The sequence below is a fragment of the Methylobacterium sp. E-065 genome, assembly GCF_022829605.1.
GTDB lineage: Bacteria > Pseudomonadota > Alphaproteobacteria > Rhizobiales > Beijerinckiaceae > Methylobacterium.
Map to the genome: position 1 here is coordinate 17,183 of NZ_JAKSYD010000084.1, position 26,410 is coordinate 43,592.

Annotated in this window: 24 protein-coding genes and 1 pseudogene; 8 read left to right on the forward strand and 17 right to left on the reverse strand. The window is 67.8% G+C overall.

The genetic code is table 11. The features are described 5' to 3' along the window. Positions 1-340: 340 nt before the first annotated feature. Positions 341-2,587 carry a DNA topoisomerase IV subunit A gene (parC, locus tag MKK84_RS08715; RefSeq protein WP_243918805.1) on the reverse strand — a complete coding sequence of 749 codons (2,247 nt, stop codon included), beginning with the start codon at positions 2,585-2,587 and terminating at the stop codon, positions 341-343. A 109-nt stretch (positions 2,588-2,696) separates the two neighbouring features. Continuing rightward, positions 2,697-3,416, reverse strand: coding sequence for a DNA repair protein RecO (recO, locus tag MKK84_RS08720; protein ID WP_243918807.1), 720 nt, complete (start codon positions 3,414-3,416; stop codon positions 2,697-2,699). A 130-nt stretch (positions 3,417-3,546) separates the two neighbouring features. On the opposite strand from recO, the gene MKK84_RS08725 reads away from it, so the two are divergent. Then, positions 3,547-3,948 carry a hypothetical protein gene (locus tag MKK84_RS08725; protein WP_243918809.1) on the forward strand — a complete coding sequence of 134 codons (402 nt, stop codon included), beginning with the start codon at positions 3,547-3,549 and terminating at the stop codon, positions 3,946-3,948. 19 nt (positions 3,949-3,967) lie between these two features. Then, complete coding sequence (locus tag MKK84_RS08730; RefSeq protein ID WP_243918811.1) at positions 3,968-4,663, forward strand: gamma-glutamylcyclotransferase; 696 nt, start codon at positions 3,968-3,970, stop codon at positions 4,661-4,663. A 3-nt stretch (positions 4,664-4,666) separates the two neighbouring features. Here MKK84_RS08730 and MKK84_RS08735 read toward each other — a convergent pair whose 3' ends face one another. Then, entirely contained in the window at positions 4,667-4,810 is a 144-nt protein-coding gene (locus tag MKK84_RS08735; protein WP_243918813.1) for a hypothetical protein, read from the reverse strand. A 276-nt stretch (positions 4,811-5,086) separates the two neighbouring features. Between MKK84_RS08735 and MKK84_RS08740 the strand changes: the two genes are divergently transcribed. Beyond that, complete coding sequence (locus MKK84_RS08740; protein WP_243918816.1) at positions 5,087-5,710, forward strand: hypothetical protein; 624 nt, start codon at positions 5,087-5,089, stop codon at positions 5,708-5,710. A gap of 55 nt (positions 5,711-5,765) precedes the next feature. On the opposite strand, the gene MKK84_RS08745 is transcribed toward MKK84_RS08740, so the two are convergent. After that, positions 5,766-6,797 carry a LacI family DNA-binding transcriptional regulator gene (locus MKK84_RS08745; RefSeq protein ID WP_243918818.1) on the reverse strand — a complete coding sequence of 344 codons (1,032 nt, stop codon included), beginning with the start codon at positions 6,795-6,797 and terminating at the stop codon, positions 5,766-5,768. 142 nt (positions 6,798-6,939) lie between these two features. Here MKK84_RS08745 and MKK84_RS35875 point away from each other — a divergent pair, with 142 nt between their 5' ends. From MKK84_RS35875 to MKK84_RS08760, 3 genes are all read left to right on the forward strand, one after another. After that, positions 6,940-7,197 carry an SUKH-4 family immunity protein gene (locus MKK84_RS35875; RefSeq protein WP_409566468.1) on the forward strand — a complete coding sequence of 86 codons (258 nt, stop codon included), beginning with the start codon at positions 6,940-6,942 and terminating at the stop codon, positions 7,195-7,197. 142 nt (positions 7,198-7,339) lie between these two features. Then, a complete protein-coding gene (locus MKK84_RS08755; RefSeq protein ID WP_243918822.1) occupies positions 7,340-8,689 on the forward strand; it encodes an alpha-glucosidase/alpha-galactosidase in 1,350 nt (449 codons plus the stop codon). Positions 8,690-8,720: 31 nt separating this feature from the next. Next, the gene (locus tag MKK84_RS08760) at positions 8,721-8,867 is read left to right on the forward strand and encodes a hypothetical protein (RefSeq protein WP_243918824.1); all 147 of its coding nucleotides are present in this window, start codon (positions 8,721-8,723) and stop codon (positions 8,865-8,867) included. A gap of 219 nt (positions 8,868-9,086) precedes the next feature. Here MKK84_RS08760 and dnaE read toward each other — a convergent pair whose 3' ends face one another. Both dnaE and MKK84_RS08770 read right to left on the reverse strand, forming a co-directional pair. Beyond that, positions 9,087-12,605, reverse strand: coding sequence for a DNA polymerase III subunit alpha (dnaE, locus tag MKK84_RS08765; protein WP_243918825.1), 3,519 nt, complete (start codon positions 12,603-12,605; stop codon positions 9,087-9,089). Between the two features lie 205 nt (positions 12,606-12,810). Then, complete coding sequence (locus MKK84_RS08770) at positions 12,811-12,951, reverse strand: hypothetical protein (protein WP_243918827.1); 141 nt, start codon at positions 12,949-12,951, stop codon at positions 12,811-12,813. 191 nt (positions 12,952-13,142) lie between these two features. Between MKK84_RS08770 and MKK84_RS08775 the strand changes: the two genes are divergently transcribed. Then, positions 13,143-14,390 carry a glycosyltransferase gene (locus MKK84_RS08775; RefSeq protein WP_243918829.1) on the forward strand — a complete coding sequence of 416 codons (1,248 nt, stop codon included), beginning with the start codon at positions 13,143-13,145 and terminating at the stop codon, positions 14,388-14,390. A 254-nt stretch (positions 14,391-14,644) separates the two neighbouring features. Here MKK84_RS08775 and MKK84_RS08780 read toward each other — a convergent pair whose 3' ends face one another. The 4 genes from MKK84_RS08780 to proS form a co-directional block, all read right to left on the reverse strand. After that, on the reverse strand, positions 14,645-14,905 hold the full coding sequence (locus MKK84_RS08780) for a hypothetical protein (RefSeq protein WP_243918831.1): 261 nt from the start codon (positions 14,903-14,905) through the stop codon (positions 14,645-14,647). A gap of 324 nt (positions 14,906-15,229) precedes the next feature. Continuing rightward, a complete protein-coding gene (locus tag MKK84_RS08785; RefSeq protein ID WP_243918833.1) occupies positions 15,230-15,943 on the reverse strand; it encodes an ABC transporter ATP-binding protein in 714 nt (237 codons plus the stop codon). A gap of 13 nt (positions 15,944-15,956) precedes the next feature. Next, complete coding sequence (locus MKK84_RS08790; protein WP_243918841.1) at positions 15,957-17,261, reverse strand: lipoprotein-releasing ABC transporter permease subunit; 1,305 nt, start codon at positions 17,259-17,261, stop codon at positions 15,957-15,959. Between the two features lie 9 nt (positions 17,262-17,270). Further along, a complete protein-coding gene (proS, locus tag MKK84_RS08795; RefSeq protein ID WP_243918848.1) occupies positions 17,271-18,596 on the reverse strand; it encodes a proline--tRNA ligase in 1,326 nt (441 codons plus the stop codon). A 555-nt stretch (positions 18,597-19,151) separates the two neighbouring features. Between proS and MKK84_RS08800 the strand changes: the two genes are divergently transcribed. Beyond that, on the forward strand, positions 19,152-19,322 hold the full coding sequence (locus tag MKK84_RS08800; protein WP_243918850.1) for a hypothetical protein: 171 nt from the start codon (positions 19,152-19,154) through the stop codon (positions 19,320-19,322). Between the two features lie 7 nt (positions 19,323-19,329). On the opposite strand, the gene MKK84_RS08805 is transcribed toward MKK84_RS08800, so the two are convergent. The 7 genes and pseudogenes from MKK84_RS08805 to MKK84_RS08835 all read right to left on the reverse strand — a co-directional run. After that, complete coding sequence (locus MKK84_RS08805; protein WP_243918851.1) at positions 19,330-19,656, reverse strand: DUF1467 family protein; 327 nt, start codon at positions 19,654-19,656, stop codon at positions 19,330-19,332. Positions 19,657-19,660: 4 nt separating this feature from the next. Further along, on the reverse strand, positions 19,661-20,065 hold the full coding sequence (mce, locus tag MKK84_RS08810; RefSeq protein WP_243918853.1) for a methylmalonyl-CoA epimerase: 405 nt from the start codon (positions 20,063-20,065) through the stop codon (positions 19,661-19,663). 200 nt (positions 20,066-20,265) lie between these two features. Next, positions 20,266-21,939 (reverse strand): ribonuclease J, encoded by a 1,674-nt coding sequence (locus MKK84_RS08815; protein WP_243918855.1) that lies wholly within the window; start codon positions 21,937-21,939, stop codon positions 20,266-20,268. An 18-nt stretch (positions 21,940-21,957) separates the two neighbouring features. Then, positions 21,958-22,761, reverse strand: a complete 804-nt coding sequence (locus MKK84_RS08820) for a biotin--[acetyl-CoA-carboxylase] ligase (protein ID WP_243918869.1) — start codon at positions 22,759-22,761, stop codon at positions 21,958-21,960. 7 nt (positions 22,762-22,768) lie between these two features. Next, positions 22,769-24,214 (reverse strand): NADH-quinone oxidoreductase subunit NuoN, encoded by a 1,446-nt coding sequence (gene nuoN, locus MKK84_RS08825; protein WP_243918871.1) that lies wholly within the window; start codon positions 24,212-24,214, stop codon positions 22,769-22,771. 10 nt (positions 24,215-24,224) lie between these two features. Next, entirely contained in the window at positions 24,225-25,745 is a 1,521-nt protein-coding gene (locus MKK84_RS08830; RefSeq protein ID WP_243918873.1) for an NADH-quinone oxidoreductase subunit M, read from the reverse strand. Between the two features lies 1 nt (position 25,746). After that, positions 25,747-26,410, reverse strand: a pseudogene (locus MKK84_RS08835) (NADH-quinone oxidoreductase subunit L); the annotation flags it as partial.

The following is a 26,410-nucleotide window of genomic DNA, read 5'->3' on the forward strand; positions in this document are numbered from 1 at the left end:
CGCCATGGTGGTTTGCTGGATCATGAGTGGTGCCATACATTGGTTTGTGAGGCGCACGCTTCGGGATCTTGGCCATGACGACAGCCCAGTTCCTTCTCCTGCTTGCTGTCCCGATTGGTGGCGGTGTGTTGGCCTTTGGCGCGCTCTGGCTCAATCACCGCTCGCACTGAGACGGGATCTGTCCCACCCGCGCCCTCATCCTGGGATGCCGGGGCGTAGCGGAGGCCTCGAAGGAGCCCTCCAACCAGTCGCGCGATCCCTGTAAGCCTCCTTCGGGGCTGCTGCACAGCATCTCAGGGTAAGGGCGCGGGTTGGAAGCCCGTCACCATCCCTCCCCGCTTCACCGCCCGAACCGCTCGAACTTCGGGAAGCTGCGCGCCATCATCAGTCCGACCTCGGCGCGGTGGCCGATCCACTTCTCCAGCACCGTCGCGTTGGCGAGCCGACCTTCGGCTGAGCCGTCCTGCCAGGGCAGACCATCCGCCAGCTTGAACACGTGCGCGTCAATGAGCCCGCCGCTGCGGCAACGCTGGAGCCGGACGCCCTTGCCGCGGGCGAGTTCGGCTACCTCGGAGGTCGGGAAGATCAGCAGCAGCTTCTCGGTGTTGACCACCGCCACGTGGTCGCCGTCCGCCGGCACCAGCACAGCCGCTTTGGCGTCACCGTCGAGGCCCAGTACGCTCTTGCCCTTGCGGGTGTTGGCCACGAGCGCGTCGGCGGGCGCTATGAAGCCGCGCCCGTCGGAGCCCGCGATCAGCAGCTTGGTCTCCGGCCGGTAGGGCAGAGCCGCCACGATCTCGGTGCCGTCGTCGAGGTCAGCCATCAGCCGCACCGGATCGCCGAAGCCGCGCCCGCCCGGCAGCTTCGACGCTTCCAGCGTGAACACCTTGCCGTTGGTGGCCAGCAGCAGGATTTTTTGCGTGGTCTCGGTCGGGAAGGCGATCTTCAGGGTGTCGTCGCCCTTGAAGGCCACACCCGACAGGTCGGCGACATGGCCCTTCAGCGCCCGGATCCAGCCCTTGGTCGAGACGAGCACGGTGATTGGCTCACGCTCGACCAAAGCTGCCGTGAAGTCGATGCCGCCGACATCCGGCGGGCTCGACAATTCCGTACGGCGCTTGCCCAGCTTGGTCTCGGGCCCAAAGGTCTTCTTCACGGCGCGGATCTGCGCCTGGATCGCCTTCCACTGCGCCGGCTCGGAGGCCAACAGGGCGTCGATCTCGGCCTTCTCGGCGGTGAGCGCGTCCAGCTCGCGCTTCAGCTCCATCTCCTCGAGCTTGCGCAGGGAGCGCAGGCGGGTGTCGAGGATCGCGTTGGCCTGGATCTCGGTGAGTTCGAACCGGGCCATCAGGGCGGGCTTCGGCTCGTCCTCCTCGCGGATGATGCGGATCACCTCGTCGAGATCGAGATAGACGATGAGCAGGCCGCCCAGGATCTCGAGGCGCCGGTCGATCTGCCCGAGGCGGTAGCGCGAGCGGCGCTGCAGCACCACGCGGCGGTGATCGACCCATTCCCGCAGGCATTCGGTAAGCCCAATCACCTTCGGCACGAGGCCGCCGACCAAGACGTTGAGGTTGAGCGGGATCCGCGCCTCCAGCTCGGTCAGCCGGAACAGCGATTCCATCAGGATCACCGGATCGACCGTGCGCGAGCGCGGCTCCAGCACGACGCGCACGTCCTCGGCGGATTCATCGCGCACGTCGGCCAAGAGCGGCAGCTTCTTCTCCTGCAGCAGCTCGGCCATCTTCTCGATCAGCCGGCCCTTCGGGATGCCGTAGGGGATCTCGGTGACGACGATGTTCCACGTGCCGCGGCCGAGATCCTCCTTGGCCCAGCGGGCGCGGACCCGGAAGGCGCCGCGGCCGGTGCGGTACGCTTCGGCGATCGATTCCGCCGAATCGACCAGGATGCCGCCGGTCGGGAAGTCCGGCCCCTGCACGAACTTGGCGAGATGCGCCGAGGTCGCCTCGGGATGGTTGATCAGGTAGAGCGCCGCGTCGCACAGCTCGGCGGCGTTGTGCGGCGGGATCGAGGTCGCCATGCCGACCGCGATGCCCTGGCTGCCGTTCGCCAGCAGGTTCGGGAAGGCCGCCGGCAGAACGATCGGCTCGTCCTTCTCGCCATTGTAGGAGGGCCTGAAATCGACCGTATCCTCGTCGATCCCGTCGAGCAGCAGGCGCGCGACCTCGGTGAGGCGCGCCTCGGTGTAGCGGTAGGCCGCTGGACCATCGCCGTCGATGTTGCCGAAATTGCCCTGGCCGTCGACCAGCGGGTAGCGCTGGGCGAAGTCCTGGGAGAGCCGCACCAGGGCGTCGTAGATCGCTTGGTCGCCGTGCGGGTGGAAGTCGCCCATCACGTCGCCGACGATCTTGGCGCACTTCTTATGTGCAGTGTTCGGGTCGAGGCGGAGCAGCCGCATGCCGTACAGGATGCGCCGATGCACGGGCTTCAGCCCGTCGCGGGCATCCGGCAGGGCCCGATGCATGATCGTGGAGAGCGCGTAGGCGAGGTAGCGCTCCTCCAGCGCGGATTTCAGCTCGACGCTCTCGATCCCGTCGCCGGACGGCGGCTCGAAGGGCTGGCCCATGACGACTCCTCAATTCAACGTCATCACCGCGGCCCGTCAGCCGGGGGCCGCGCAACAGCGCCGACAACCCGAATCCGAGGCCGCGAAAATCTGGAACAGAACGCGAACACTAGCCGGCCTCGCAGCCGAGCGCAACGAATCGCGTCCGCTCTTCGGGGGCTCCGAGGCCACGCGGCCCCCAGACGTGCCGGTCGAGGAAGTATCCCGTCAAGGTAAACCCTTGTGCAACGCCGTCCGGGCCGGGGGAACCGCCCGCGTGCAGGAAGGTCGGGAGCGCCAGCAGGCGATCGCGAAACGGCTCGCCCGCCGAGGCGCTGACCGCCCGTCCGCTCTTCGGCGAGACGTAGGCGAGGGCGTCGTTGCCGCCGGTGGCCGCGCAGGCGGTGAGATCGAGGCCGAAGCCGAGTTCCGACAGGATCTCCAGCTCGAAGCGCACCATCAAGGGCGGCGCGATGGCGGGGTCGTCAAGGTGCTCGACCAGGATCCCCGCCGCCGCGTAAAGCGCCGGGTGCGGATCGCGCTCGGGCAGGAGCCGCAGCAGCGCCGCCAGATGGCCCATCCCGTAGAGCGCCAAGCCCGATCCGATCAGCCGGGAGACCTGTGATTCGAGGGGTTCCACCGCGAAGGCGCCGAGACCCTCGTCGAGGCGCGCCCGCCATGTCAGGCGCACGCGGTTGCCGGGTTGCAGCACCGGCTGCATCCGGCGCGAGCGGCCGCCATGCACCAGGCCGAGATGGCGCCCGTGAGCCTCGGTCATCGCTTCGAGGATGACGCCGCTCTCCCCGTGCCGGCGCAGGCCGAGCACCAGGGCGTCGTCGGTCCATTGCATCGAGTCACGTCATACGGTGGGAGGGGGCGGCTCGCGGCGGGCGCGATCCAGTGGAAGCCCTCATATAGGATGTTCCGGCATCCTGCGCCCGGTCCAGCCCCGGGCAGCCTTGGCGGTGTAGCCAAGCGGAATGCTGCCCCGCGCCGCCCTCGTCGCTCTCCTGTCCCTCGTCGCCGTCGGTGCGCAGGCCGCACCGCGGACGTCGAAGCCGGCGGCCGACGCGGCCCCCTCCCCGGCCCTGCTCCAGCGGATCGCCACGCTGGCGCTGAAGCAGGTCGAATTCGGTTCGGTGTCGCTGCTGCCGGTGCGGTTCGAGGGCAGCCGGATCGCCGGGCCGATCGAGGATGGGAGCCGGGTGATCTATTGCGTGTCGGGTCACATGTACGGCCGGACCTTCGGCAAGCCCGAGAAGCCGAAGGTGGTGTTGCGCTACGCGGACGACCGGCTCACGGTGCTCGACGACGACGAGGTCTGCACCGGGCACCGCACTCGCCCCTTCCCCGAACTCGACGCCTTGGGCAACAAGCGCTGAGGCCGCCGCGTTGAGGGTGATGCCGTTTCAGAATGCCCGAACCCTCGATCTCAGCCTCGACCTGATCGCCCGCGCCCATTCCGTCCCTGTGCCCGACGACCCGGACGCCCTCGCGGTGCTGTCGGACGCTGAGCTGGGGCCGGGCCTAGACGCGATCGTCGACGGCCGTGCGGGCAGCGCGGTCTGGGTGTTCGCCTACGGCTCGCTGATGTGGAATCCGGAATTCCCGGTGGCTGAGCGCCGGATCGGGACGGTCCGTGGCTTCCACCGCCGCTTCTGCCTGCTCCAGCGGCGCTTCCGCGGGACGCCGGAGCGGCCGGGCTTCGTCCTGGCGCTCGACCGCGGCGGCCTGTGCCGGGGCGTCGCGTTCCGCCTGCCCGATTCGGAGATCCGCGAGGCGCTGACGCCGGTGTGGCGTCGGGAGATGCGCGGTCGGGGCTACGTCGCCCGCTGGCTGCCGGTCGCCACCGAGGAGGGGACCGTCTCGGCCCTGACGTTCCTGGCGAACCGCGCCAGCGACCGTTACGCCGGCCGCCTGTCGGATCCCGAGATCGCCGAAAAGATCGCGGTTGCATGCGGCCATAAGGGGCCGAGCGCCGAGTATCTGTTCCGGACCGTGGAAGCCTGCGAACGGCTCGGCATCCGCGACCGGCACCTCTGGAGCCTGCAGGCCCTGGTGGCTGCGCGGCTCAGGGCCGGCGTCCCGGCGGCGTGAGGCTCAGGCCCAGGCGCGCTTCATCACGAGGGCGACACGACCGCCCGCGTGCTCCGCATCCGGGTTGCGCGGCTCCCGGATGCCGGGGGCGCGGCCGGTGGTGACGTAGACCAACAGGGTCAGGACGAGCAGGATTTTCGTACGCATTGGCGACGCTCAAGCTTGAGCACCAGTGCATAGGATCGATCGGTTTTTACGGAGTTGCTGCAACGCACGCGGGTGCCGATGCCGCGCAGTTCGCGCGATCATGGTGAATAGAGCGTTGCCGCGGGAGTTCGATCTCCAGATGCCACGAGCCAAGAGGTTGCGTCGATCAACCGGCAAAACGCGATGCGGATCAGGACCCTAGCGGGACGGCCGGGTTCCGGTTTCCGGGGCGATGCGCTATGCCGCCGGCCCGAGATCTCCACAGGCGAGGACAGGATGCGGCTTCGGATCGGCGTGGGCTTGGCAATCGTGATCATCGCGGCCGTGGCCCTCCTCGCAGGACCGTTGCGCCGCGGCGAGCGGTTGTCCGACATCCTCACCGGGCGGACGCCCCTGCTGAACGGCGTCAGCCGGCCACCGGGAGGCAGCGCGGACCTCACCGGTGCCGCCGACCTGGGAACGGACCAGAGGTCGGTGACCCTGCACGTCGCCTGCGATCCAGGCGGTACCGGCCTGTCGGCTGCGCTGACCGTGCCGCGCTTCGCCGAGCTGGCGCCGCGCTTCGATTTCGGCGGGCTCGAAGGCTCCGGCGGCGAGACGCCGCTTACCGGAATCCTGGTTTCCGGCGCCGGCAGCGTGCGCTCTGTGCGCATGCCGGCCCAGGGCGCGGCGACCGGTGCGGATGCGGGCTTTACCCTGACGGTGACCGGGGCCCGCCGCGGCGAGGATCCGCTGCGCGGAATCGCGCTGGCGCTTACGCAACCCAGGGCCAAGCTGACATGGACTCAGGCGAGCCCGCGTTCCGGCGACCCGGCCCTGACCGCGACCTTCGCGCCGTCGGAGAGCGAGGCCGCCGCGCTGAAGGGGGCCCTCGGCGGGTGCCTCGCGGCGCCGTTCTGATACCACCGCGCCGTGTAGGACGGCCATCCGACCCGCCCGAGCCCGCCAGCGGTGATCAGTTCTTGGCGGACCCCGTCGAGGCGCGGATTATGAAATCCGGCTCCAGACGGACCCGCGGGATAGCCGGGCTGCGGCCGTTCAGCCGTTCGAACAGCATCTGCGTCGCGATCTGACCCTGGTGCACGCCATCTGTGCGGATGGTCGTGAGTGCGGGCGTCAGCCAGGGGGCGAAGGGCAGGTCGTCGAAGCCCACCAAGGATAGATCTTGGGGCACAGTGCGGCCGAGGGCATGCGCCGCGCTGAGCACGCCGATCGCGATCGTGTCGTTGCCGGCGAAGATCGCGGTGACGTCCGGACGTCGGTTCAGGAGCGCGAGGCCGGCGCGGTGACCGCTTTCCGAACTGAAATCCCCGACCTCGATCGCGTCCGCGTCCAGCGCCAGCCCATGGGCGTGCAGGCCGGCCTCAAGCGCAGCGAGGCGCGCTTCGGTGGCGATGAAACTGCGCGGTGAGAAGGTGATGGCGCCGACGCGTCGGTGGCCGAGGCTGACCACGTGATCGACCGCCTTCATCAGCACGGGGCGTGTCGCGAAGGTCACCGACACTTCACCCGGGTGACGGACGGAACCGACGAGGACGAGCGGAAAGTCCTTCTCGATCAATGAGACGAGCGCCGTATCCCCCGCTCTTGGATTGAGCACGATCAGGCCGTCGATCCGCCGGGACTCCACCAGATCGTCGTAGGTGCTTCCCGGGCCGCCGCTCTCCAGCCCCGCCACGAGTACATGCAGCCCGAGCTGCCGATTGGCCTTCTCGACCCCGTAGAGCACCTGGGTGACGAACTGATCCACTAAGAGGATGGAGGGATCGGAGACGATCAGGCCGATCGTCTCGCTCTGGCCGCTGACCAACATGCGCGCGGCCGAGTTCGGCTTGTAGCCGAGTTCGTCCGCCGCCTGCAGCACCCGCTCCCGCGTCTCCTTCGCGATGACGATGCTCTCGGACCGGTTGAGAACGAGGGAAACGGTCGCCCGCGAGACACCGGCCCGGCGCGCCACATCGTGGCTGGTCACGCGTTTCGTCGGCATCCGTCGCCTCCGCTGATCTGCCCGGGGAGGCCGTGGCTCGCGATCGGCCCGCCGCGAAACCTTCGGTTCGGCCGGTACGCGACTTAGGTCTCGGACAGCCCGTTGACAACGCAAAATTCTCATGATGAGACATTGATAACACGTGTTAGCTAGCGCTTTGGCGCGAGCTGGCACGTGTCAATGCGAACCTCTGGGGGGTGGTTGGCATGGTGGGGACGACGCGATCCGTTTCGCTGATGCAGCGGCGGCAGAGGGAGGCTTTCATCGGCCTGTCCGCCGTCGTCTCCGCTCTTCTGGGCTCCCCGCTGTTCCACCGCCTGCCCAGGCTCAGCGCGGGCGCGATCGGTCCGACCGGCAGGACCATGATGCGGGCGCCGAACACCATCGGCCTCGACCATGACGCCCTGCTGCTTCTGGTGGACGTGAACTCCCGGCGTTTGGCCGGCGTCACGCGCACCGTCTGGCTGCGCGCGGTGGGCATCGCCGGCCAGCCGGAGGCACCTATCCCCGTCCCTCTTCCGACCGAGGCCTGAACGACTCCCATGCGCCGCCCCAGAATCACGTTCATCGGAGCCGGCTCGACCGTCTTCATGAAGAACATCATCGGCGATGTGCTGCATCGCCCGGCCTTCAAGGACGCCATCATCGCCCTGATGGACATCGATGCCGAACGCCTCGCGGAGAGCGCGATCGTCGCCGGCAAGCTTGTGCGCGCCCTCGACGCCCGCGCCACGATCGAGACCTATGGCGACCGGCGCGCCTCGCTGGTTGGGGCGGATTTCGTCGTGGTGGCGTTTCAGATCGGCGGCTACGAGCCCAGCACGGTCACCGACTTCGAGATCCCGAAGCGGTTCGGCCTGCGCCAGACCATCGCCGATACGCTGGGCGTCGGCGGCATCATGCGGGGCCTGCGCACGGTGCCGCAGCTCTGGGCGATCTGCGCCGACATGCTGGAGGTCTGCTCGGAGGCGGTCCTCCTTCAGTACGTCAACCCGATGGCGATCAACACCTGGGCGATCGCGGAAAAATTCCCGCAGATCCGGCAGGTCGGCCTGTGCCACTCGGTGCAGCACACCGCCGAGGAACTGGCGCGCGACCTCGACATTCCCGTCGCCGAATTGCGCTACCGCACGGCGGGGATCAACCACATGGCGTTCTACCTGAAATTCGAGCGCCGGCTGCCGGATGGCTCCTTCCGCGACCTGTATCCCGATCTTCTCGAAGGCTACCGCGCCGGTCGTATCCCGAAGCCGTCGAGCTGGAATCCCCGCTGCTCGAACACGGTGCGTTACGAGATGTTCGCGCGGCTCGGCTACTTCGTCACCGAGAGCTCGGAGCATTTCGCCGAATACACGCCGTGGTTCATCAAGCAGGGGCGCGAGGACCTGATCGAAAAATACGGCATCCCGCTCGACGAGTACCCGAAGCGCTGCATCGAGCAGATCGCCCAGTGGAAGGAGCACGCGAAGGACCTCACCGGCGACGGAACGATCGTGGTGAAGCCGAGCCACGAATACGCTTCGTCGATCATGAACGCGGTCTGGACCGGCGAGCCTGCGGTGATCTACGGCAACCTGCGCAACAACGGCTGCATCACCTCGCTGCCCGATGCCTGCGCGGTCGAGGTGCCCTGCCTCGTGGATGCCAACGGCATCCAGCCGACCCATGTCGGGGCGCTCCCGCTCCAGCTCACGGCACTGATCCGCACCAACATCAACGTGCAAGAACTGACCGTGACGGCGCTGATGACGGAAAACCGCCAGCACATCTATCACGCCGCGATGATGGACCCCCACACGGCGGCCGATCTCGACCTCGACCAGATCTGGAGCCTCGTCGACCAGCTGACGGACGCCCACGGCGCGTGGCTGCCGGACTGGGCACGCGCCTGACCGTCGGGCATCCGAACCCGGGGGCTGCGGCGTGCCGGGTGGGGTCCGCGAGCCGCGGGCGCTCTGCCTCTACGTGCGCTTCCTGAACCAAGACATCATCGATCTGAACGCGCGGGTGCCGGTGGGGACGCGGGCGGTTGTGCGGGCAGCCAACGGCTCGGTGCTCTCTGTCTTATGAACCGCGCCCTTTCCCGGGCACCTGAAACGCAGTGAACGGTGATCCGAAATCCAGCATGTGAAGCGCCGCGCTGGCGGCACGACTTGATCCAGCTGGACGCTTCGCAACGTCTCGCGCTGGATCCTGGGTCGCATTCCGCTGACGCTCCATGCGCCCGGGATAGGGGTTGTCCCACAAAGGCAGTACCTTTGACGGGTACCGCCCGGTTTAGGCAGCCCCTCAACTCACCTCCACCTGCACCACCCCCGGCACGGTCCGGAGCTGGCCGGCCAGCGCCGGGCTCGCCTGGAATTTACCGGGCAGCCGGATCTCCACCTCGCGCTCGCCGCCGTCGAGTTTGAGGATCAGCGAGACCTCGCTCTCGCCGCGCATGGATAGCCGCTGCTGCACGGGGGCGACCCCACGCGGATCGCTCAGATGGATGCGGATCCCCTTCTGGTGGCGGGCCACCGCTTGATCGAGCGGTTCGGCGGTGAGGATCCGGGCGCGCACGTCCTCGCCCTCGAGATTCGCCTGGAGCTGAAGCACCAGCGGCCGTCCCGGCTCCAGGATGTCGCGGTACTGGCCGAGTCCCTCGGAGAAGATGATCGCCTCGAAATGCGCGGTCCGGTCCGACAGGGTGACGATGCCCATCTTGTTGCCGGTCTTGGTCCGCCGCTCCGCCCGGTCGAGCACCGAGGCCGCCACCCGGCCGACGCTTGAGGTTCCGGCCCGCACGGCGCGGCAGAAATCCGTCCAGCTCTGCACCCGAAGCTTGTCGAGCAGGTCGCCATACTCGTCGAGCGGATGGCCCGAGATGAAGAACCCGATCGCCGCGTATTCGCGCTTCAACGTATCGGCCATGGGCCAGATCTCGTGGGGCGGGATGCGCAGGGAGACATCGTCCGCCACCACGCCGCCGAACATGTCGGTGACGCCGGCGGTCTCGGCCTCCGCCGCGCTGGCGGCGAGCTTCATCATCGGCTCAACCGCCGCGAAGGCGCGCGCCCGGTCGGGCTCGATGCAGTCGAGCGCGCCGGCCTGGACGAGGCTTTCCAGCGTGCGCTTGTTGATCATCCGCGGGTTCAACCGGCGGGCCAAGCAGGCGAGGTCCTTGAACGGCCGGTCGCCGCGCGCCTCCACCAGCGCCCGCACCGCCTCGCGGCCGACGCCCTTAATGGCGGCGAGCGCATAGTAGATCCGGCCGTCGCGCACCTCGAACACCTCGCCCGAGGTGTTGATCGAGGGCGGCTCGACCACGATCTTCAGCCGCTGCGCGTCCTGACGGAATTCGGCGAGCTTGTCGGTGTTGTCGATGTCGAGGGTCATGGCGGCGGCCAGGAACTCGACCGGATGGTTCGCCTTCAGGTAGGCGGTCTGGTAGGTCAGCAGCGCGTAGGCCGCCGCGTGGCTCTTGTTGAAGCCGTAATCGGCGAACTTGGCGAGCAGGTCGAAGATCTCGTTGGCCTTGGCTTTGTTCAGCCCGCGTTCGGTGCAGCCCTTCAGGAACCGGTCGCGCTGCGCGTCCATCTCGGCACGGATTTTTTTACCCATCGCGCGCCGGAGCATGTCGGCCTCGCCGAGCGAGTAGCCGGCGAGAACCTTGGCGATCTCCATCACCTGTTCCTGGTAGACGATGATGCCAAAAGTCTCCTTCAGCATCGGCTCCAGCTTGGGATCCGGATACCAGGACGCCTCGTTGCCGGCGTCGCGGCCGAGCTTGCGCTCGCAATAGACCGGGATGTTGGCCATCGGGCCCGGCCGGTAGAGCGCCACCAGGGCGATGATGTCCTCCAGCCGGTCGGCCTGCATCTCGCACAGCGCCTTGCGCATGCCGGCCGATTCCACCTGGAACACGCCGACCGTCTCGCCCCGGCCCATCGGCCCGTAGGTTTTTTCGTCGTCGAGCGGCAAGGCGGCCAGATCGATGTCGATGCCGCGCTTCTTCAGCAGATCGGTGCAGCACCGCAGCATGGTGAGGGTTTTTAGGCCCAAGAAGTCGAACTTCACCAAGCCGGCCTGCTCGACCCATTTCATGTTGAACTGGGTCACCCGCATGCCGGTCTTCGGATCGCGGTAGAGCGGGACCAACTCCTCCAGCGGTCGATCGCCGATCACCACGCCGGCCGCGTGGGTCGAGGCGTGACGGTGCAGACCCTCCAGCTTCTTGGAGATGTCGATCAGCCGGCCGACAACCGGCTCCTCCTCCATGGCCTGCTGGAGCTTGGGCTCGCCCTCGATCGCCTGGGCCAGCGTCACGGGGTTGGCCGGGTTCTGCGGCACGAGCTTGGTCAGTTTGTCGACCTGCCCGTAGGGCATCTCCAGCACGCGGCCGACATCGCGCAGCACGCCGCGGGCGAGCAATGTGCCGAAGGTGATGATCTGCCCGACCTGCTGCTCGCCGTAGCGCTGCTGCACGTACTTGATCACCCGCTCGCGGCCCTCGACGCAGAAGTCGATGTCGAAATCCGGCATCGAGACGCGCTCGGGGTTGAGGAAGCGCTCGAACAGCAGGCCGAAGCGCAGCGGGTCGAGATCGGTGATCAGCAGCGACCACGCGACCAGCGAGCCGGCACCGGAACCGCGGCCCGGACCAACCGGGATGTCGTGGTCCTTGGCCCACTTGATGAAGTCCGAGACGATCAGGAAGTAGCCCGGGAACTTCATCGAGACGATGACGTCGAGCTCGAAGGCGAGGCGCTTGCGGTAATCGTCCTCCGAGAAGCCCGGCGCGGTGCCGTGCTGCTTCAGGCGCAATTCCAGCCCGGCCTCGGCCTGCCGGCGCAGCTCGGTCGGCTCGTCGGCCGCAACCGTCTGCACGCCCGTCTCAGCCGCCTCCGCAAGCGCCTCCGCCATCGGCGGTGTCTCACCCGCCGCGACCTTCGAGAAGTTCGGCAAGATCGGCTTGCGGGTCCGTGCCCGGACTGCGCAGCGCATGGCGATCTCGACGCTGGCCTGAAGCGCGTCCGGCAGGTCGCGGAACAGCTCGCCCATCTCGGCGCGGGTCTTGAAGGCGTGGCTCTGCGTCACCCGGCGGCGGCGGTCGTCCGAGACGATGCGGCCCTCGGCAATGGCGAGCAGCGCGTCGTGGGCGTCGTAATCGTCGGGCTTGGCGAAGTAGGGCTCGTTCGTCGCAACGATCCCGAGGCCATGGCGGCCGGCGAGGTCGAGGAGCGCGGTCTCGATCCGTCCCTCCTCGGGCTGGCCGTGACGCTGAAGTTCGACATAGAGCCGATCCTCCCCGAACGCCTCTTTGAGGCGTTTCAGGCGGGCGAGCGCCAGTTCGGGCCGGCCGGCCCGGAAGGCTGTGTCGAGGGGGCCGGAGGGACCACCGGTGAGCGCGATCAGCCCGTCCGAGCCGCCGACAAGGGCCGCGGCATCCAGGCGGGGCGATTCACCGAGCGCCGTATCGAAATAGGCATGGCTCGCAAGCCGCAGCAGGTTGGCGTAGCCGGTCTCGTCCTGGGCGAGCAGCACGACGCCGTGGCTCGTCGGTGCGTTCCGCTGATGCGGATCCGCCGCTTCGAAGGCGACCGAGAGTTGCACGCCGGCGATCGGCTGCACACCATCGCCCGCCGCCTTCTCGGAGAATTCGAGAGCCCCGAACAGGTTGTTGGTGTCGGTGAGCGCCAGCGCCGGCTGCCGGTCGGCGACCGCAGCCTTGATCACGGCGCCGACCTTCAGCGCGCCTTCGAGCAGGGAGTACGACGAGTGGACGTGGAGGTGGACGAATCCGACCTCCTTGAGCTGCCGTGGCATGACCGACCTTGTTCCGGGGACGCACAGCATCCCCGCTCGGCCTTTCCAAGTCGACGGAACCGGAGCCGGCGCCGGACGATATCCACCGGTCGTGCCCCGGAAGCACCAGTTTGGGCGTCCCCTGTGGACAATCGGCACCAAAGGGCGGATCGCCTGTGCATAACCTGCCCGCGACCGGAACCGGACAGGAAATCGCAGCCGTGGGCTAACGCACCGGTGCCAAGGCTATCGCCCAGGCGCCCACCGCCGCGAATAGCGTTCCGAAGGCCATGAACTCCAGCATTCCGGTCAGGACCAACCGCTTCAGCATCGTCGCGCCTCCGTGTTCCTGGCTGAGTATGTTCATGTTTTGTTCCGAATAAAAGGCCTCCGAGTAACACGTCTGCTAGCGCCTATAGTTATGGTAAAAAGTATCTTGATGCGGATCGGGCAGGCTGGCATGCCCCGCGCCGAGAACATGCTCGTCATCTGAACGGGGGTTCGAAGGAGCACGCCATTACCGCGCACCAGACGGCCGAGCGATGCGACGTCGCCCTCGTGGCCGTCGGCACTCACGGCGACGTGCTGCCGTTTATCGCCCTGGGGTACGAGCTGACCAAGCGCGGCCATGGCGTCTCGCTGGCGGCGCCGGCGCCGTTCGAGGCGATGGCCCGCCGGGCCGGTCTCGCCTTCGAACCGCTCGGCACGGTGGCGGATTACGAGGCGGTGATCCGCCAACCGGAACTCTGGCACCCGCAGCAGGGCTTCCGGCCCATGTTCGACTTCGCCCTGCAGGTCGCGGAGGCCACCTGCCTGTGGCTCGGGGCAACCCGGGCGCGTGGAGTCGACCTGCGGGTGGTCGCCTCGCCCCTCGGCTGGGGCGCGCGGCTCGCTCAGGATCTCTACGCACTTCCGACCGCCACGCTGCACGTGATGCCGTTCCTGATCGAGAGCCGCTTCGACCCGCCCCGGCTGCCCGGCCTGCCGCTGCCGCGTATCCTGCCGGCGTCGTTGCGGGCCTACGTCAATCTCGGCGTCGATGCCGTCGCGGTCGGCCCGTTCACGCTGCCGCCGCTGAATGCGCTGCGCGCGCGCCTCGGCCTCGATCCGGTCAACCGGCTGCGGCACTGGTGGAACAGCCCGTCGCGCATGCTCCTGATGTTCCCCGACTGGTATGCCGCGCCGCAGCCCGACTGGCCGGCCCAAGCGGTGCAACTCGGCTTCCCGCTGGTCGACCGGTTCGGCGACGTGCCCGCCATGCCGCCGGAGCTCGACGCTTTCCTGGCGGCGGGCGAGCCACCGGTCGTCTTCACCTACGGCTCGGCCATGCGCCAGGGTGCGCCCTTCTTCGACACCGCTGTGCAGGTCTGCCGGCGCATGGGCCGGCGCGGCGTCCTGCTCGCGCCTCAGGGCGGGCAGATCCCGAAGCCCCTGCCGGCGGGGCTCATTCACCTGGCCTACGCGCCGTTGAGCACGCTGCTGCCGCGCAGCGCCGCCCTGGTCCATCACGGCGGCGTCGGGACGGTGGCGCAGGCGTTGGCCGCGGGCATCCCGCAACTCGTGGTCCCGGTGGCCTTCGACCATTTCGACGAGGGCCGGCGGCTCAAGGACAGGAACCTCGGCGCGACGCTCAACCGTCGCGCGTTCCGGCCTGCCCGCGCGGCGCGGGTCCTGAGACGATTGCTCGCCGATCCCACGGTCGCGCGCGCCACGGCGGCCGCCCGGGCGCGGATGGCGGGGGGGCGCAACGCGATCGCCGACGCCTGCGACCAGATCGAGGCGCTGGCTGGCGGGCATGGATCTTGAACGCGGTCTCCACGGAGTGGCCGCCGGCTTTGCGATGAAAAACCTGCGACCGCCCAAGCACCGAAGCCACGTTTCAACAGACCCAAAGCCGGCCGCCGCTTCGGGGAGCAGCCGCCGGCTCCGGGGCGTCATCCCGGGATCACGGGCCCAGCAGCACGCCTGCCGAGCCGACCAGGGTCATGAGGATGCCGCTCACGAAGGCGCCGATCATGACGTAGGAGAGGGGTTTGAGCTTCATCCGTGGTGGCGTCGGATCAGCAGCGGTAGCCGCCGGTGGTCTGGCCGTACTGCTTGATTGGCCGGGTCTGCTGGTCGGCGTTGCCCTCGGCGGCCGAACTCATCGGGCAGCCTTCGTAGAACGGGGCGTCGTGGACGCCGAGGCCGAGCGCGCCGGTGGTCTCGGGCGCGTGGGTGTTGAAGCCGGTCCAGCGGGCCTCGGGGGCGGCCAACGCGGAGGACAGCGGCGCAGCGGCCAGGACAAAAGCGGTGCAGGCGGCGGCAAAGCGATTCTTCATGGACATTTCCCTGATGAAGTGAAGTGGCTCTGGGTCGTCTTTCGCAGTTATGCTTGCGTGATTGCAATATAGTGGCCGAATGCTCTTCAGGACGTGACGCGCCGCACGCGACGCGATGGATTAAAAGACACGGGCATTTCCGCGCGCCGGCGCTGACGGCACGGGCGCTCGCGGCGCTCCGGAACAGCCGCCGATCCGGCCGAACGCGACCCCTCCCCTTCCATACGAGGAGTGAGATGCCCCCGGCCGGATCCGGCAACGTGGGGCGTACAGAGGTCAAAGGGATTGCGCGCGAAAGCGCCTGGGTAGTCCGGGCAATCCGGCTCAGTCGAGCGGCGTGATCAGCCCGTCGCGGATCGTTACCCGGCGGTCCATGCGGGCGGCGAGGTCCAGATTGTGGGTCGCCACCAGGGCGGCCAGGCCCGAGGCGCGGACCAAAGCCATCAGCACCGAGAAGACGTGGCCGGCCGTGCCGGGATCGAGGTTGCCGGTCGGCTCGTCGGCAAGCAGCAGCCGTGGGCCGTTGGCGACCGCACGGGCGATGGCGACGCGCTGCTGCTCGCCCCCCGACAATTCAGCCGGGCGGTGCGGCAGCCGGTCCTTGAGGCCGAGGAAGCTGAGCAGTTCCGTGGCGCGGGCCTTCGCCTCGGCGCTCTTCAGGCCGCGGATGAGCTGCGGCATTACCACGTTCTCCAGCGCCGAGAACTCGGGCAGCAGGTGGTGGAACTGGTAGACGAAGCCCATCTCCCCGCGCCGCAGGCGGGTGCGCTCGGCATCCACCATGGCGGCCGTGGGATGGCCGCCGATATAGACCTCGCCCCCGTCCGGCCGCTCCAGGAGCCCGGCGAGGTGCAGGAGCGTCGACTTGCCGGCGCCGGACGGCGCCACCAGCGCGACCAACTCGCCCGGCCAGATCGCGAGGTCGGCCCCGCGCAGGATCTCCAGGGCGCCCTCGGCCTGGGGATAGCGCCGCTCGACGCGGGAAAAGAACAGGGCCGGCACCGGCGGATCGCCGGCGGGCTGGGTCGTATCGCTCATTGGGTACCGCCCGTCAGCCGTAGCGGAGGGCCTGCACCGGATCGAGCCGGGCGGCGCGCCAAGAGGGATAGAGCGTCGCCGCGAGCGACAGCAGCAGCGCGGTGATCACCACGGCGGTGATCTCCTTCGGGTTCATCTGGGCCGGGATCTCGGCGAGGAAGCGCACGGTCGGATCCCAGGCGCCCGGAAACAGCACGTGCTGAATCGGCTTGATGTTCAGCGTGATCAGGACGCCGAGTGCCAGCCCGCCCAGTGTCCCGACGATGCCGATCAACGCGCCGTTGATCAGGAAGACCCGCATGATCGTGCCCGGCGTCGCCCCCATCGTGCGCAGGATCGCGATGTCGCTCGACTTGTCGCGCACCAGCAGGATCAGACCGGAGACGATATTGAGCGTCGCCACCACCACGATCAGGCTGAGGATCAGGAACATCACGTTGCGCTCGACTTCGAGCGCCCCGAAGAAGGTCCGGTTGCGCTGGCGCCAGTCGGTCAGCAGGATCGGGCGCTCGGCCGCCATCTCCAGGGGCTCGCGCATGTCGCCGACATGGTCGGGTTCGTCGACGTAGATCTCGATCATGCTGACGTCGCCGTCCTTGTTGAAGAACGCCTGGGCCTCGGTCAGCGGCATGAACACGAAGGTCTGGTCGAACTCGGTCATCCCGACCTCGAACACCGCCTTGACGGTGTAGCTCTTGGTTCGCGGTGCCGTGCCGAACGGTGTCGAAGAGCCCTTCGGCGTCACCAGCGTGATCGTATCCCCGGCCTGCAACCCGAGCGTGTCGGCAAGCCGCCGACCGATCAGCACGCCGGTGCCGTCGTCGAACCCCTCCAGGGTGCCACCGCGGATCGAGGCCGAGACCGCCGCGAGCGCGTCGAGATCGGCCGCCCGCACGCCGCGGATGATGACGCCGGAGCCGCCATACTGCGACGAGGCGAAGGCCTGCCCCTCGACCAGCGGCACCGCGGCACGCACGCCCGCGACCTTGGAGAGGCGCTCCGACAGGTCGGTCCAGTCGTTGAACGGCCGGTCGATCGGCGTCGCGAACAGGTGGCCGTTGATGCCGACGATCTTGGACAGCAGCTCCGCGCGAAACCCGTTCATCACCGAAAGCACGATGATCAGCGTGGCGACGCCCAGCGCGATACCCAGCACCGAGAAGAACGCCACCACCGAGACGCCGCCGCCCCGGCGGCGGGCGCGCAGATACCGGCCGGCGAGGATCCACTCGAAGGGCGCGAAGGGTGCCGTGCCCGTGCCCTGGCGGAACGCAGCCGCGAAGCCTTTTACCCGGTCCAGCGCCGCTGATGCCGCCATCGGCACGGCTCAGACGCGCCGAATGCGTGCCAGCAGATCGACGATGGCGAGGCTCTCGCGCTCACCCCCGGCGCGCCGCTTGAGCTCGACCTTGCCCTCGGCCAGGCTTTTCGGGCCGACGATCACCTGCCAGGGCAGGCCGATGAGGTCGGCGGTGGCGAACTTGGCGCCGGGCCGCTCGTCGCGATCATCATAGAGCACCGACAGGCCGGCATTCTCCAGATCCGACTGGATCTGCGCGCAGGCGCCGTCGGTGGCGGCATCGCCGGTCTTGAGGTTGATCAGCGCCACGTCGAACGGCGCGACCGAGTCCGGCCAGATGATCCCGGCCTCGTCGTGGCTCGCCTCGATGATCGCCGCCACCAGCCGGCTCGGGCCGATGCCATAGGAGCCCATATGGACAGGGCGCTCGATCCCGTCCGGCCCGGCGACCTTGGCGCCCATCGGCTCGGAATACTTGGTGCCGAAATAGAAGATGTGTCCGACTTCGATGCCGCGGGCCGCCAGCTGGCTCTCCTCGGCCACCTCGGCGAAGGCCTCCTTCTCGTGCATCTCCTCTGTGGCGGCGTAGTGCGAGGTCCAGGCATCGACGATGCCCTGGAGGCCGGCGATATCCTCGAAATCGACGGTTTCCGGCGGGATGTCGAAATCGAGATAGGCTTTGTCGCAGAAGACCTCGCTCTCGCCGGTCTTGGCCAGGATGATGAACTCGTGGGACAGGTCGCCGCCGATCGGTCCTGTATCGGCACGCATCGGGATCGCCTTCAGGCCGAGGCCCGCGAAGGTGCGCAGGTACGCCACGAACATGCGGTTGTAGGCATGGCGGGCACCCGCCTGATCGAAATCGAACGAATAGGCGTCCTTCATCAGGAACTCGCGCGAGCGCATCGTGCCGAAGCGCGGCCGCACCTCGTCTCGGAACTTCCACGAAATCTGGTAGAGGTTCTTGGGCAGGTCCTTGTAGGAGCGCACGCTCGCCCGGAAAATCTCGGTGACCATCTCCTCGGCGGTGGGGCCGTAGAGCATCTCGCGGTCGTGTCGGTCCTTCAGGCGCAGCATCTCCTTGCCGTAGGCGTCGTAGCGGCCGGATTCCCGCCACAGCTCGGCCGATTGCACCGTCGGCATCAGGATCTCGATGGCGCCGGCGCGATCCTGCTCCCGACGGACCACCGCGCAGACGCGCTCCAGAACCCGCAGGCCGAGCGGCAACCACGCGTAGATGCCGGCCGATTCCTGGCGGACCAGGCCGGCACGCAGCATCAGCCGGTGCGAGACGATCTCGGCTTCCTTGGGCGTCTCGCGCAAGGTCGGCATGAAGTAGCGGGAGAGACGCATGTCGCCAAAGTCTTGGAAAGGGGGCCGGCCGGGAGGAGCCGCGGCGCGTCGGCACACAACACGTGGGAGCCGCAAATTACAAGCACTGCGCGACCACGACGCGGCGTAATCGCGGCGAAGCCGTGGCACGGGCCTCTCTGCGGAGCGGCAATGCCCGATGGGAGAGCGGTCTGCCTATTTGCCGGCAAGAAAGCGCAGTTTTTTCTCGCAGACCCGGTGACAACACGAATTGTTGTTCCTATAAGCGACCGGCGATGTTTGCGATGCCCGGAAGAGGCGGCGCAAGGTCCGAGTCTCGGGAGGAAAAACGGCCGCCCCGCAAGCAATGCGGAGGATATTCAAGGCCGAGCCATCTTAAGCTTGAAAGCAAGGCCTCGGGCCTTGCTTTTTTTATGCGCGCTCTGGGCTCGCGGCGGGGTGGCCGTTGTGAGCAGCGATGATTGCGCGGAGAACGGGCGGTGCCGCCGCATTTATGCGCGGCGTCGGCAAGCCCTCAGCCCGTCACGGTTGTTTCGCACGGCAAGCTTGGCCTGGATCGGCCCGGGTGAGCCCGCCATGCACTTCGAAATCCGCCGGGCCAACACCCTCTGGGCCGAGGATCTCCGTAGCGAAGCCGACCCGACGATCGCCGAGGCGGATCGGACTTATCCGTCGGCTGCCGAGGTCTCCGCGGCGGCCCTGGCCTTCGCCCATCTGGTGGGGCCGTCTTCCGGCACCCTGTTCTGAGACCGCGCTAAAGCCCGGTCAGCGGGAAGATCGCCAGCGCGAGCAGGAAGGCCGCCCCGGCCACCAGCGTTGTCCAGATCGCCTTCTCGCGCAGCCGCGGGCGTGCGGGCGCACCGGGATCCTGCCCCGGTACCACATGGGTCGGCCGCGTCTCCGGCTGGTTGCGCAGCGGCAGGACCGCGAAGAGCAGCGTCCACCACACCACGAAGTAGAGGGCGATCGCCCCCCCCACGGTCAGCTTGAACAGACCAACCCCCGCCGCCACGAAGGCAGCGACCAGCACCGTGATCACGCCGAGTGTGATCGGCGTCGAGCGGGCTAGGGCGGACATCATCGGCTCACACCTGTTCCAGCTCGACCAGGGTGCCCAAAAAGTCCTTCGGGTGGAGGAACAGGACCGGCTTGCCATGGGCGCCGATCCGCGGCTCACCGGTGCCGAGCACGCGGGCACCCTGCGCCTTCAGCGTGTCGCGGGCCGCCAGGATGTCGTCGACCTCGTAGCAGACATGGTGGACGCCGCCGCCGGGATTGCGGTCCACGAAGGACGCGATCGGCGAATTTTCGCCGAGCGGCGCCATCAACTCGACCTTGCTGTTGGGCAACTCCACGAACACGACGGTGACCCCGTGCTCCGGCTGCGGCAGAGGCGGCGTGACCGTGGCGCCGAGCGTATTGCGGTAGATCGCACAGGCGGCGTCGAGATCCCGCACGGCGATGGCCACATGGTTGAGACGGCCGATCATGGTTGTATCCTCCCCGGCGTGCTCGCTCCCTATCCGGAAGCTTTGTTCATTCGTTGACAGGGCTCAGCCACCGTGTGGGGGCGACATGCACCCTCTCCCGCACGGGAGAGGGGACTTGAGTCTCCGCCCGGCAGCCAATCAGCAAGATCAGCCGGCGCAAGTCGCTACAGACTATGACGACTTGAGATCAGCAGCCAGTCTCAAACTTCCACAACCTGCACGTGGCAGGCCGGCTTCTTGCCCCAGACCTCGTTGACCGCGGTGCGCACGGCCCGGTCGACCGCCTTCTCGACGCCCTCCGAGTCCTTGAGCTTGCCCCGCGACAGGCCCGCCAAGCTGCGCGAGACCGCATCCACGATGGTCTCGATCAGTGGGTCGCCGGAGCGTCCGCGGTTCGGCAGGCCGATGATGTCGACCGCCGGCTCGCCCAGCACGACGCCATCCTCGTCGATGGCGATCGCCACCGAGACAAGGCCCGCCTGCATCAGCTTGCGCCGCTCGGGGATCGCCCGGTCCTTCTCGTCGATCAGGACGTCGCCGTCCTTGAACAGGCGGCCGACCTTCACGTGGTCGATCACCGCGGGCGTGCCAGGGCTGAGGCGGATCAGGCTGCCGTTGCGGGCCTTGACGACGTTCTGAACGCCCTGCGCGCGGGCAAAGCGGGCATGCTCGTCGAGGTGAAGTGCCTCGCCGTGGACCGGGATCGCGGTGCCGGGGCGGGTCCACTTGTACATCTCGACCATCTCGTCCCGGCGCGGGTGGCCCGAGACGTGGACGAGGGCGCTGCGGTCGGTGATCACCTCGACGCCCTGCTCGATCAGGTCGTTGATGATCGACCCGACATCGCGCTCGTTGCCGGGGATGGCGCGCGATGAAAAGATCACCTGATCGCCTGCGGCGAGGCTAATATCCGGATGGTCGCGGCGGGAGACCCGGGCCAAGGCCGCCCGCGGCTCGCCCTGGGAGCCGGTGAGCAGGGCCACGACCCGCTCGCGGGGCAGGCTCTTCCAAGAATCGGCGCGGCGGAAATCGGGCAGGCCGTCGAGATAGCCGCACTCGCGCGCGACATCGATCACCCGGTCCATAGCCCGGCCGACCGCCACGATCTCGCGGCCACAGGCCACAGCCGCCTCGGCGACGGCACGGATGCGGGCGACGTTCGATGCGAAGGTGGTTACCGCGACCCGGTGGGGCGCCTCGGCGATCAGGCTCTTGAGGGTCGCGGCGACCTCGCGCTCGCTCGGGGAAAAGCCCTCGCGGACCACGTTGGTGGAGTCGCAGACCAACGCCAGGATGCCCTCGTCGCCGAGCGCCGTGAAGGCCTCCGGCGAGGTGATCTCACCGGCCACCGGCGTCGGATCGATCTTCCAATCACCGGTATGGACCACGAGACCCGCCGCCGTACGGATCGCGATGGCGTTCGACTCCGGGATCGAGTGCGAGACCGGGACGTATTCGAGCTCGAACGGCCCGACGGTGATGCGCCGGCCAGGCTTGACCTCGCGCAGGTCGACCTTCGGGGCACCCGGATCCGAGAGGCGGCGGGTCTCCAGCAGGTTCTTGGCGAAGCGCGTCGCGTAGACCGGCGCCTTGACGCGCGACCACAGCTCGGAGATCGCCCCGATATGGTCCTCGTGCGCGTGAGTGATGAAGATCCCGAGCAGGTCCTTGCGCCGTTCCTCGATGAACGAGAGGTCCGGGAACATCAGGTCGACGCCCGGCATGTTCTCCTCGCCGGCGAAGCCCATGCCGCAATCGACCATGATCCACTTCCGGCCCTTCTCCGGCCCGAAGCCGTAGAGCGCCGCATTCATTCCGATCTCGCCCACGCCGCCGAGCGGCAGGAAGACCAGCTCCTCCTGTCCCATTGCCATCTGTATCGTCGTCCAAACTCAGGCCGCCGTCGCGGCCGTTCCGAAATGCACCTCGCCCGCCGTCACGGTATGCCGGTTCCCATCGGGGGCGAGGATCACGAGCCGCCCCCCCTCGTCGATCGTCTCGAACACGCCCTGCAGGATGTGTCCGCCGCTGTGCACCGCGATCTCCGATCCGAGACCGGCGGCCCGCGCCAGCCAATCGGCGCGCAGGGCAGCGAAATTCCGTCCCCGGTCCCAGGCCCGCGCGCGCGCAGCCATCCGGTCCGAGAGGTGATCCAGTAGCGCCTCCGCGCCGCCGGCGTAACCCGTCGCCGCCAAGCTTGTTGCCGGCAACCCGTCCGGGGCCGCCGCGACGTTGACGCCGAAGCCGACCACCACGGCCCGCCGGCCACCCGGCAGCGTCTCCGCCTCCAGCAAGAGGCCGGCCAGCTTCGCTCCGCCTAGCAGCACGTCATTCGGCCATTTGAGCTTCAGAGATCGGGCGGCGATGCCGGAAGCGGTATCCGGCAGTGTGCCGCAGGCCGCCTCCAGTGCCTCAATCAGCGCGAGGCCCGCCACGAAGCCCAACTCGGCGAGGTGCTCAGGCGCGACCCCGGCCACCGGCCAGAGCACGCTCGCCGCGAGGTTGCCCGGCAGGGACGCCCAGCTGTTGCCCCGGCGGCCTCGCCCCGCCTCCTGGCGATGCGTCGCGACCCAGAGCGGCCCGGTCTCGCCGGCGCGCGCCTGCGCCATCGCCTCCGTGTTGGTGGAGCCGAGGGTCTCGTGGACGTGCAGGCGGTGGCCCTGGCTGCGCGCCTTGGGTCCGAGTCGATAGGGCAAGGCCGTCCTAGAACAGCGACTTGGCGGCCCGCCCCGCGGCACCGACAAGCGGCCCTGGTAGCAGGAAGAACAGCACCACCACCACGCTCGACAAGGCGAGCACCACGCGCAGGCCCGGGGCCATCGCCTCGTAGGGCTCCTTCGGCTCGTCGAAATACATGATCTTGACCAGCCGCAGGTAGTAGTAGGCGCCGACCACGCTGGTCACCACGCCGATCACCGCCAGCGTCACGAGGCCGGCCTTGATGGCGGCGGCGAAGACGTAGAACTTCGCGAAGAACCCAGCGAGCGGCGGGATGCCGGCCAGCGAGAACATCATCGCGGCGAGGCAGAAGGCCAGCCACGGATGCGTGCGCGACAGGCCCGACAGATCCTCGATCTTCTCGAACATCACGTCCCGACGCCGGAGCGACAGGATGATCGCGAAAGTGCCGAGCGTCATTGCGAGGTAGATGATCATGTAGGTGACGAGCCCGCTGATCCCCTCCTCCGAGCCGCAGGCCAGCCCGATCAGCGCGTAGCCGACATTGGCGATCGACGAGTAGGCCATCAGGCGCTTGATCGAGCTCTGGCCGATCGCCGCGAAGGAGCCGAGCGCCATCGACGCCACAGCGACGAAGATGAAGATCTGCTGCCAGATCGCCGTCACGTCCGGCATGGCGCCGATGAAGACCCGCACGGTCATCGAGACCGCCGCCATCTTCGGCGCGGTGGCGAAGAAGGCGGTCACCGGAGTGGGCGAGCCCTCGTAGACGTCGGGCGTCCACATGTGGAAGGGAACCGCCGACATCTTGAAGCACACGCCCGCGGCCAGGAACACGATGCCGAGCACGATGCCCAGGCCCGCATTCTCGTTCAGCGCCGAGACGATGCCGGGGAACGAGACCGTGCCGGTGAAGCCGTAGACCAGCGAGGCGCCGTAGAGCAGCATGCCGGAGGAGAGCGCGCCAAGGACGAAGTACTTGAGGCCGGCCTCGGTGGATTTGATGTCGTCCCGGTGGAAGGCGGCGATCACGTAGGCGGCGAGCGATTGCAGCTCCAGACCGAGATAGAGCGCGATCAGGTCGTTGGCCGAGACCATCACCATCATGCCGATGGTGCAGAGTACGATCAGCACCGGGAACTCGAACCGGTCGATGCGCTCGCGCTTGAAGAAGTCGTGCGCCAGCAGGATCGTCGCCGAGGAGCCGAGCAGCACCAGCGACTTCATCACCTTGGAGAAGGAATCCGAGACAAACGCCCCCGACAGGGTCGTTATCCGTCCGTTCACCGGCTGGGAGATCACCACCGAGAGGGCGACGAGGAGCAGCACCAGGGCGCCGACGCTCACGGCCTCGGCGGAGCGGTCGCCGCGCCACGCGCCGTAGAGGATCAGGAGCAGAACGCCGATGCCGAGGATCAGCTCGGGAAGAAGCGGCGCCAGCGAGGGCAGGACGGAGTGGACGGTGGTCATAAGGTCCGTCTCAGCGCAGGACCGGCAGCGCGGCGGCCGCGGTCTGGGTGTTGGACAGGGCGGCCTTCATGCTGGTCATCAGCGCGTCGGTCGAGGGCGCGAACACGTCGAGCACGGGAGCCGGGTGCACGCCGTAATAGATCGTCAGCGCCACCAGCGGCGCCAGGATGATCTTTTCGCGGGTATCGAGATCCAGGATGCCCTGGAGGTTGGGCTTGTCCAGCTTGCCGTAGATCACCCGCGCGTAGAGCCAGAGCGCGTAGCCCGCCGACAGGATGATGCCGAAGGTCGAGAAGAACGCGACGTTCGGGTTCGCCTTGAAGGCGCCCAGCATCGACAGGAACTCGCCGACGAAGCCGGAGGTGCCGGGCAGGCCGACATTGGCCATGGTGAACACCATCATGGCCACCGCGTAGAGCGGCATCCGCTTTACGAGGCCGCCATAGGCGGCAATCTCGCGGGTGTGCATCCGGTCGTAGACCACGCCGACGCAGAGGAACAGCGCGCTCGCCACGATACCGTGGGAGATCATCAGGAACAGCGCACCCTGGATGCCCTGCTCGTTCAGGGTAAACAGGCCGAGGGTCACGAAGCCCATATGGGCCACCGACGAGTAGGCGATCAGCTTCTTGATGTCGGTCTGCATCATCGCGGTGAGCGAGGTGAAGATGATCGCGATCACCGAGAGGGCGAAGACCAGCGGCGCAAAATCCTGGCTCGCCACCGGCAGCATCGGCAGCGAGATCCGGATGAAGCCGTAGCCGCCCATCTTCAGGAGGATGCCGGCCAGGATCACCGAGCCGGCGGTGGGCGCCTCGACGTGAGCGTCGGGCAGCCAAGTGTGGACCGGCCACATCGGCATCTTCACCGCGAAGGAGGCGAAGAAAGCCAGCCACAGCCAGGTCTGCATCTCCACCGGGAAGCGGTATTGGAGCAGGGTCGGGATGTCGGTGGTGCCGGCCTGCCAGTACATCGCCATCACGGCGAGCAGCATCAGCACCGAGCCCAGCAGGGTGTAGAGGAAGAACTTGAAGCTCGCGTAGACCCGGCGCGCGCCGCCCCAGATCCCGATGATCAGGAACATCGGAATCAGGCCGGCCTCGAAGAACAGGTAGAACAGCAGCAGATCGAGGGAGGCGAACACGCCGATCATCGTCGTCTCGAGGACGAGGAAGGCGACGAAGTATTCCTTCACGCGGACGTTGATCGAGTTCCACGAGGCGCCGATGCAGAACGGCATTAGGAAGGTGGTCAGCAGGATCAGCGGCATCGAGAAGCCGTCGACGCCGAGCTTGAACCGGATCGTCTCGGTGAGCCACGCATGGCTTTCCACCAGCTGGAAGCTCGACGAGGCGGTGTCGTAGCGGTTCCAGGCGACCAGCGAGAGCAGGAAGGTGACGATCGTGGTGGCGAGCGCAGCCCAGCGGGTGTTGCGCGCGACCGATGCCTCGTCGCCGTTCAGCGTCAGGATGAAAGCCGCGCCGCAGAGCGGCACGATCAGCAGGCCGGAGAGGATGCCGAGGCCGAGCATGTCAGTGAGCCCCCTTGGGCAGGCCGGACATCAGGTACCAGCTGATCAGGCCAGCGACGCCGATGAGCATCACGAAGGCGTAGTGATAGAGGTAGCCGGTCTGGAGGCGGACCACCCCGCGGGTCACATCCACGACGCGCGCCGCGATGCCGTTGGGACCGAGCCCATCGATGATCCTGCCGTCGCCCTGCTTCCACAGGAACAGGCCGAAATCCTTGGCCGGGCGGACGAAGATTCGGTCGTAGATCTCGTCGAAGTACCACTTGTTGAGCAGGAACCGGTACAGCGACGGCTGCTGCGCGGCGAGCGCACCCGGCAGTTCCGGCCGGCGGATATACATCCAGTAGGCCAGGACGAAGCCGAGGATCAGCATGATCAGCGGCGAATAGGAGACCAAGGCCGGGACCTCGTGGATCTCGTGCATGATGTGGTTGTTCGGCCCATGCGCCAGGGCATGGCCCCAGAATGCATCCATTCCCTCGCCGATGAAGCGGTTGTGGAAGATGAGTCCGGCGAACAGTGCACCGAAGGCAAGGATCGCCAACGGCAGGGTCATCACCAGCGGGCTCTCGTGGGGCGTCTGATCGCCATGGTGCCCGTGATGGTCATCGGCGACGAGGTCGCTCTGGTGCGCCGGCTCGATGTCGTGGCCGTGATCGTCGTGG

Bases quoted from the DNA above. Each gene is read 5' to 3' on its own strand.
- MKK84_RS08830 (WP_243918873.1), bottom strand. From the start codon at position 25,745: ATGCTCGGCCTCGGCATCCTCTCCGGCCTGCTGATCGTGCCGCTCTGC.
- mce (WP_243918853.1), bottom strand. From the start codon at position 20,065: ATGATCGGCCGTCTCAACCATGTGGCCATCGCCGTGCGGGATCTCGAC.
- parC (WP_243918805.1), bottom strand. From the start codon at position 2,587: ATGGGCCAGCCCTTCGAGCCGCCGTCCGGCGACGGGATCGAGAGCGTC.
- MKK84_RS08730 (WP_243918811.1), top strand. From the start codon at position 3,968: ATGCCGTTTCAGAATGCCCGAACCCTCGATCTCAGCCTCGACCTGATC.
- MKK84_RS08780 (WP_243918831.1), bottom strand. From the start codon at position 14,905: ATGAAGAATCGCTTTGCCGCCGCCTGCACCGCTTTTGTCCTGGCCGCT.
- MKK84_RS08785 (WP_243918833.1), bottom strand. From the start codon at position 15,943: ATGAGCGATACGACCCAGCCCGCCGGCGATCCGCCGGTGCCGGCCCTG.
- dnaE (WP_243918825.1), bottom strand. From the start codon at position 12,605: ATGCCACGGCAGCTCAAGGAGGTCGGATTCGTCCACCTCCACGTCCAC.
- MKK84_RS08755 (WP_243918822.1), top strand. From the start codon at position 7,340: ATGCGCCGCCCCAGAATCACGTTCATCGGAGCCGGCTCGACCGTCTTC.
- MKK84_RS08815 (WP_243918855.1), bottom strand. From the start codon at position 21,939: ATGGCAATGGGACAGGAGGAGCTGGTCTTCCTGCCGCTCGGCGGCGTG.
- MKK84_RS08805 (WP_243918851.1), bottom strand. From the start codon at position 19,656: ATGATGTCCGCCCTAGCCCGCTCGACGCCGATCACACTCGGCGTGATC.
- MKK84_RS08770 (WP_243918827.1), bottom strand. From the start codon at position 12,951: ATGAACATACTCAGCCAGGAACACGGAGGCGCGACGATGCTGAAGCGG.
- nuoN (WP_243918871.1), bottom strand. From the start codon at position 24,214: ATGACCACCGTCCACTCCGTCCTGCCCTCGCTGGCGCCGCTTCTTCCC.
- recO (WP_243918807.1), bottom strand. From the start codon at position 3,416: ATGCAATGGACCGACGACGCCCTGGTGCTCGGCCTGCGCCGGCACGGG.
- proS (WP_243918848.1), bottom strand. From the start codon at position 18,596: ATGCGTCTCTCCCGCTACTTCATGCCGACCTTGCGCGAGACGCCCAAG.
- MKK84_RS08800 (WP_243918850.1), top strand. From the start codon at position 19,152: ATGCACTTCGAAATCCGCCGGGCCAACACCCTCTGGGCCGAGGATCTC.
- MKK84_RS08740 (WP_243918816.1), top strand. From the start codon at position 5,087: ATGCGGCTTCGGATCGGCGTGGGCTTGGCAATCGTGATCATCGCGGCC.
- MKK84_RS08790 (WP_243918841.1), bottom strand. From the start codon at position 17,261: ATGGCGGCATCAGCGGCGCTGGACCGGGTAAAAGGCTTCGCGGCTGCG.
- MKK84_RS08745 (WP_243918818.1), bottom strand. From the start codon at position 6,797: ATGCCGACGAAACGCGTGACCAGCCACGATGTGGCGCGCCGGGCCGGT.
- MKK84_RS08725 (WP_243918809.1), top strand. From the start codon at position 3,547: ATGCTGCCCCGCGCCGCCCTCGTCGCTCTCCTGTCCCTCGTCGCCGTC.
- MKK84_RS08735 (WP_243918813.1), bottom strand. From the start codon at position 4,810: ATGCGTACGAAAATCCTGCTCGTCCTGACCCTGTTGGTCTACGTCACC.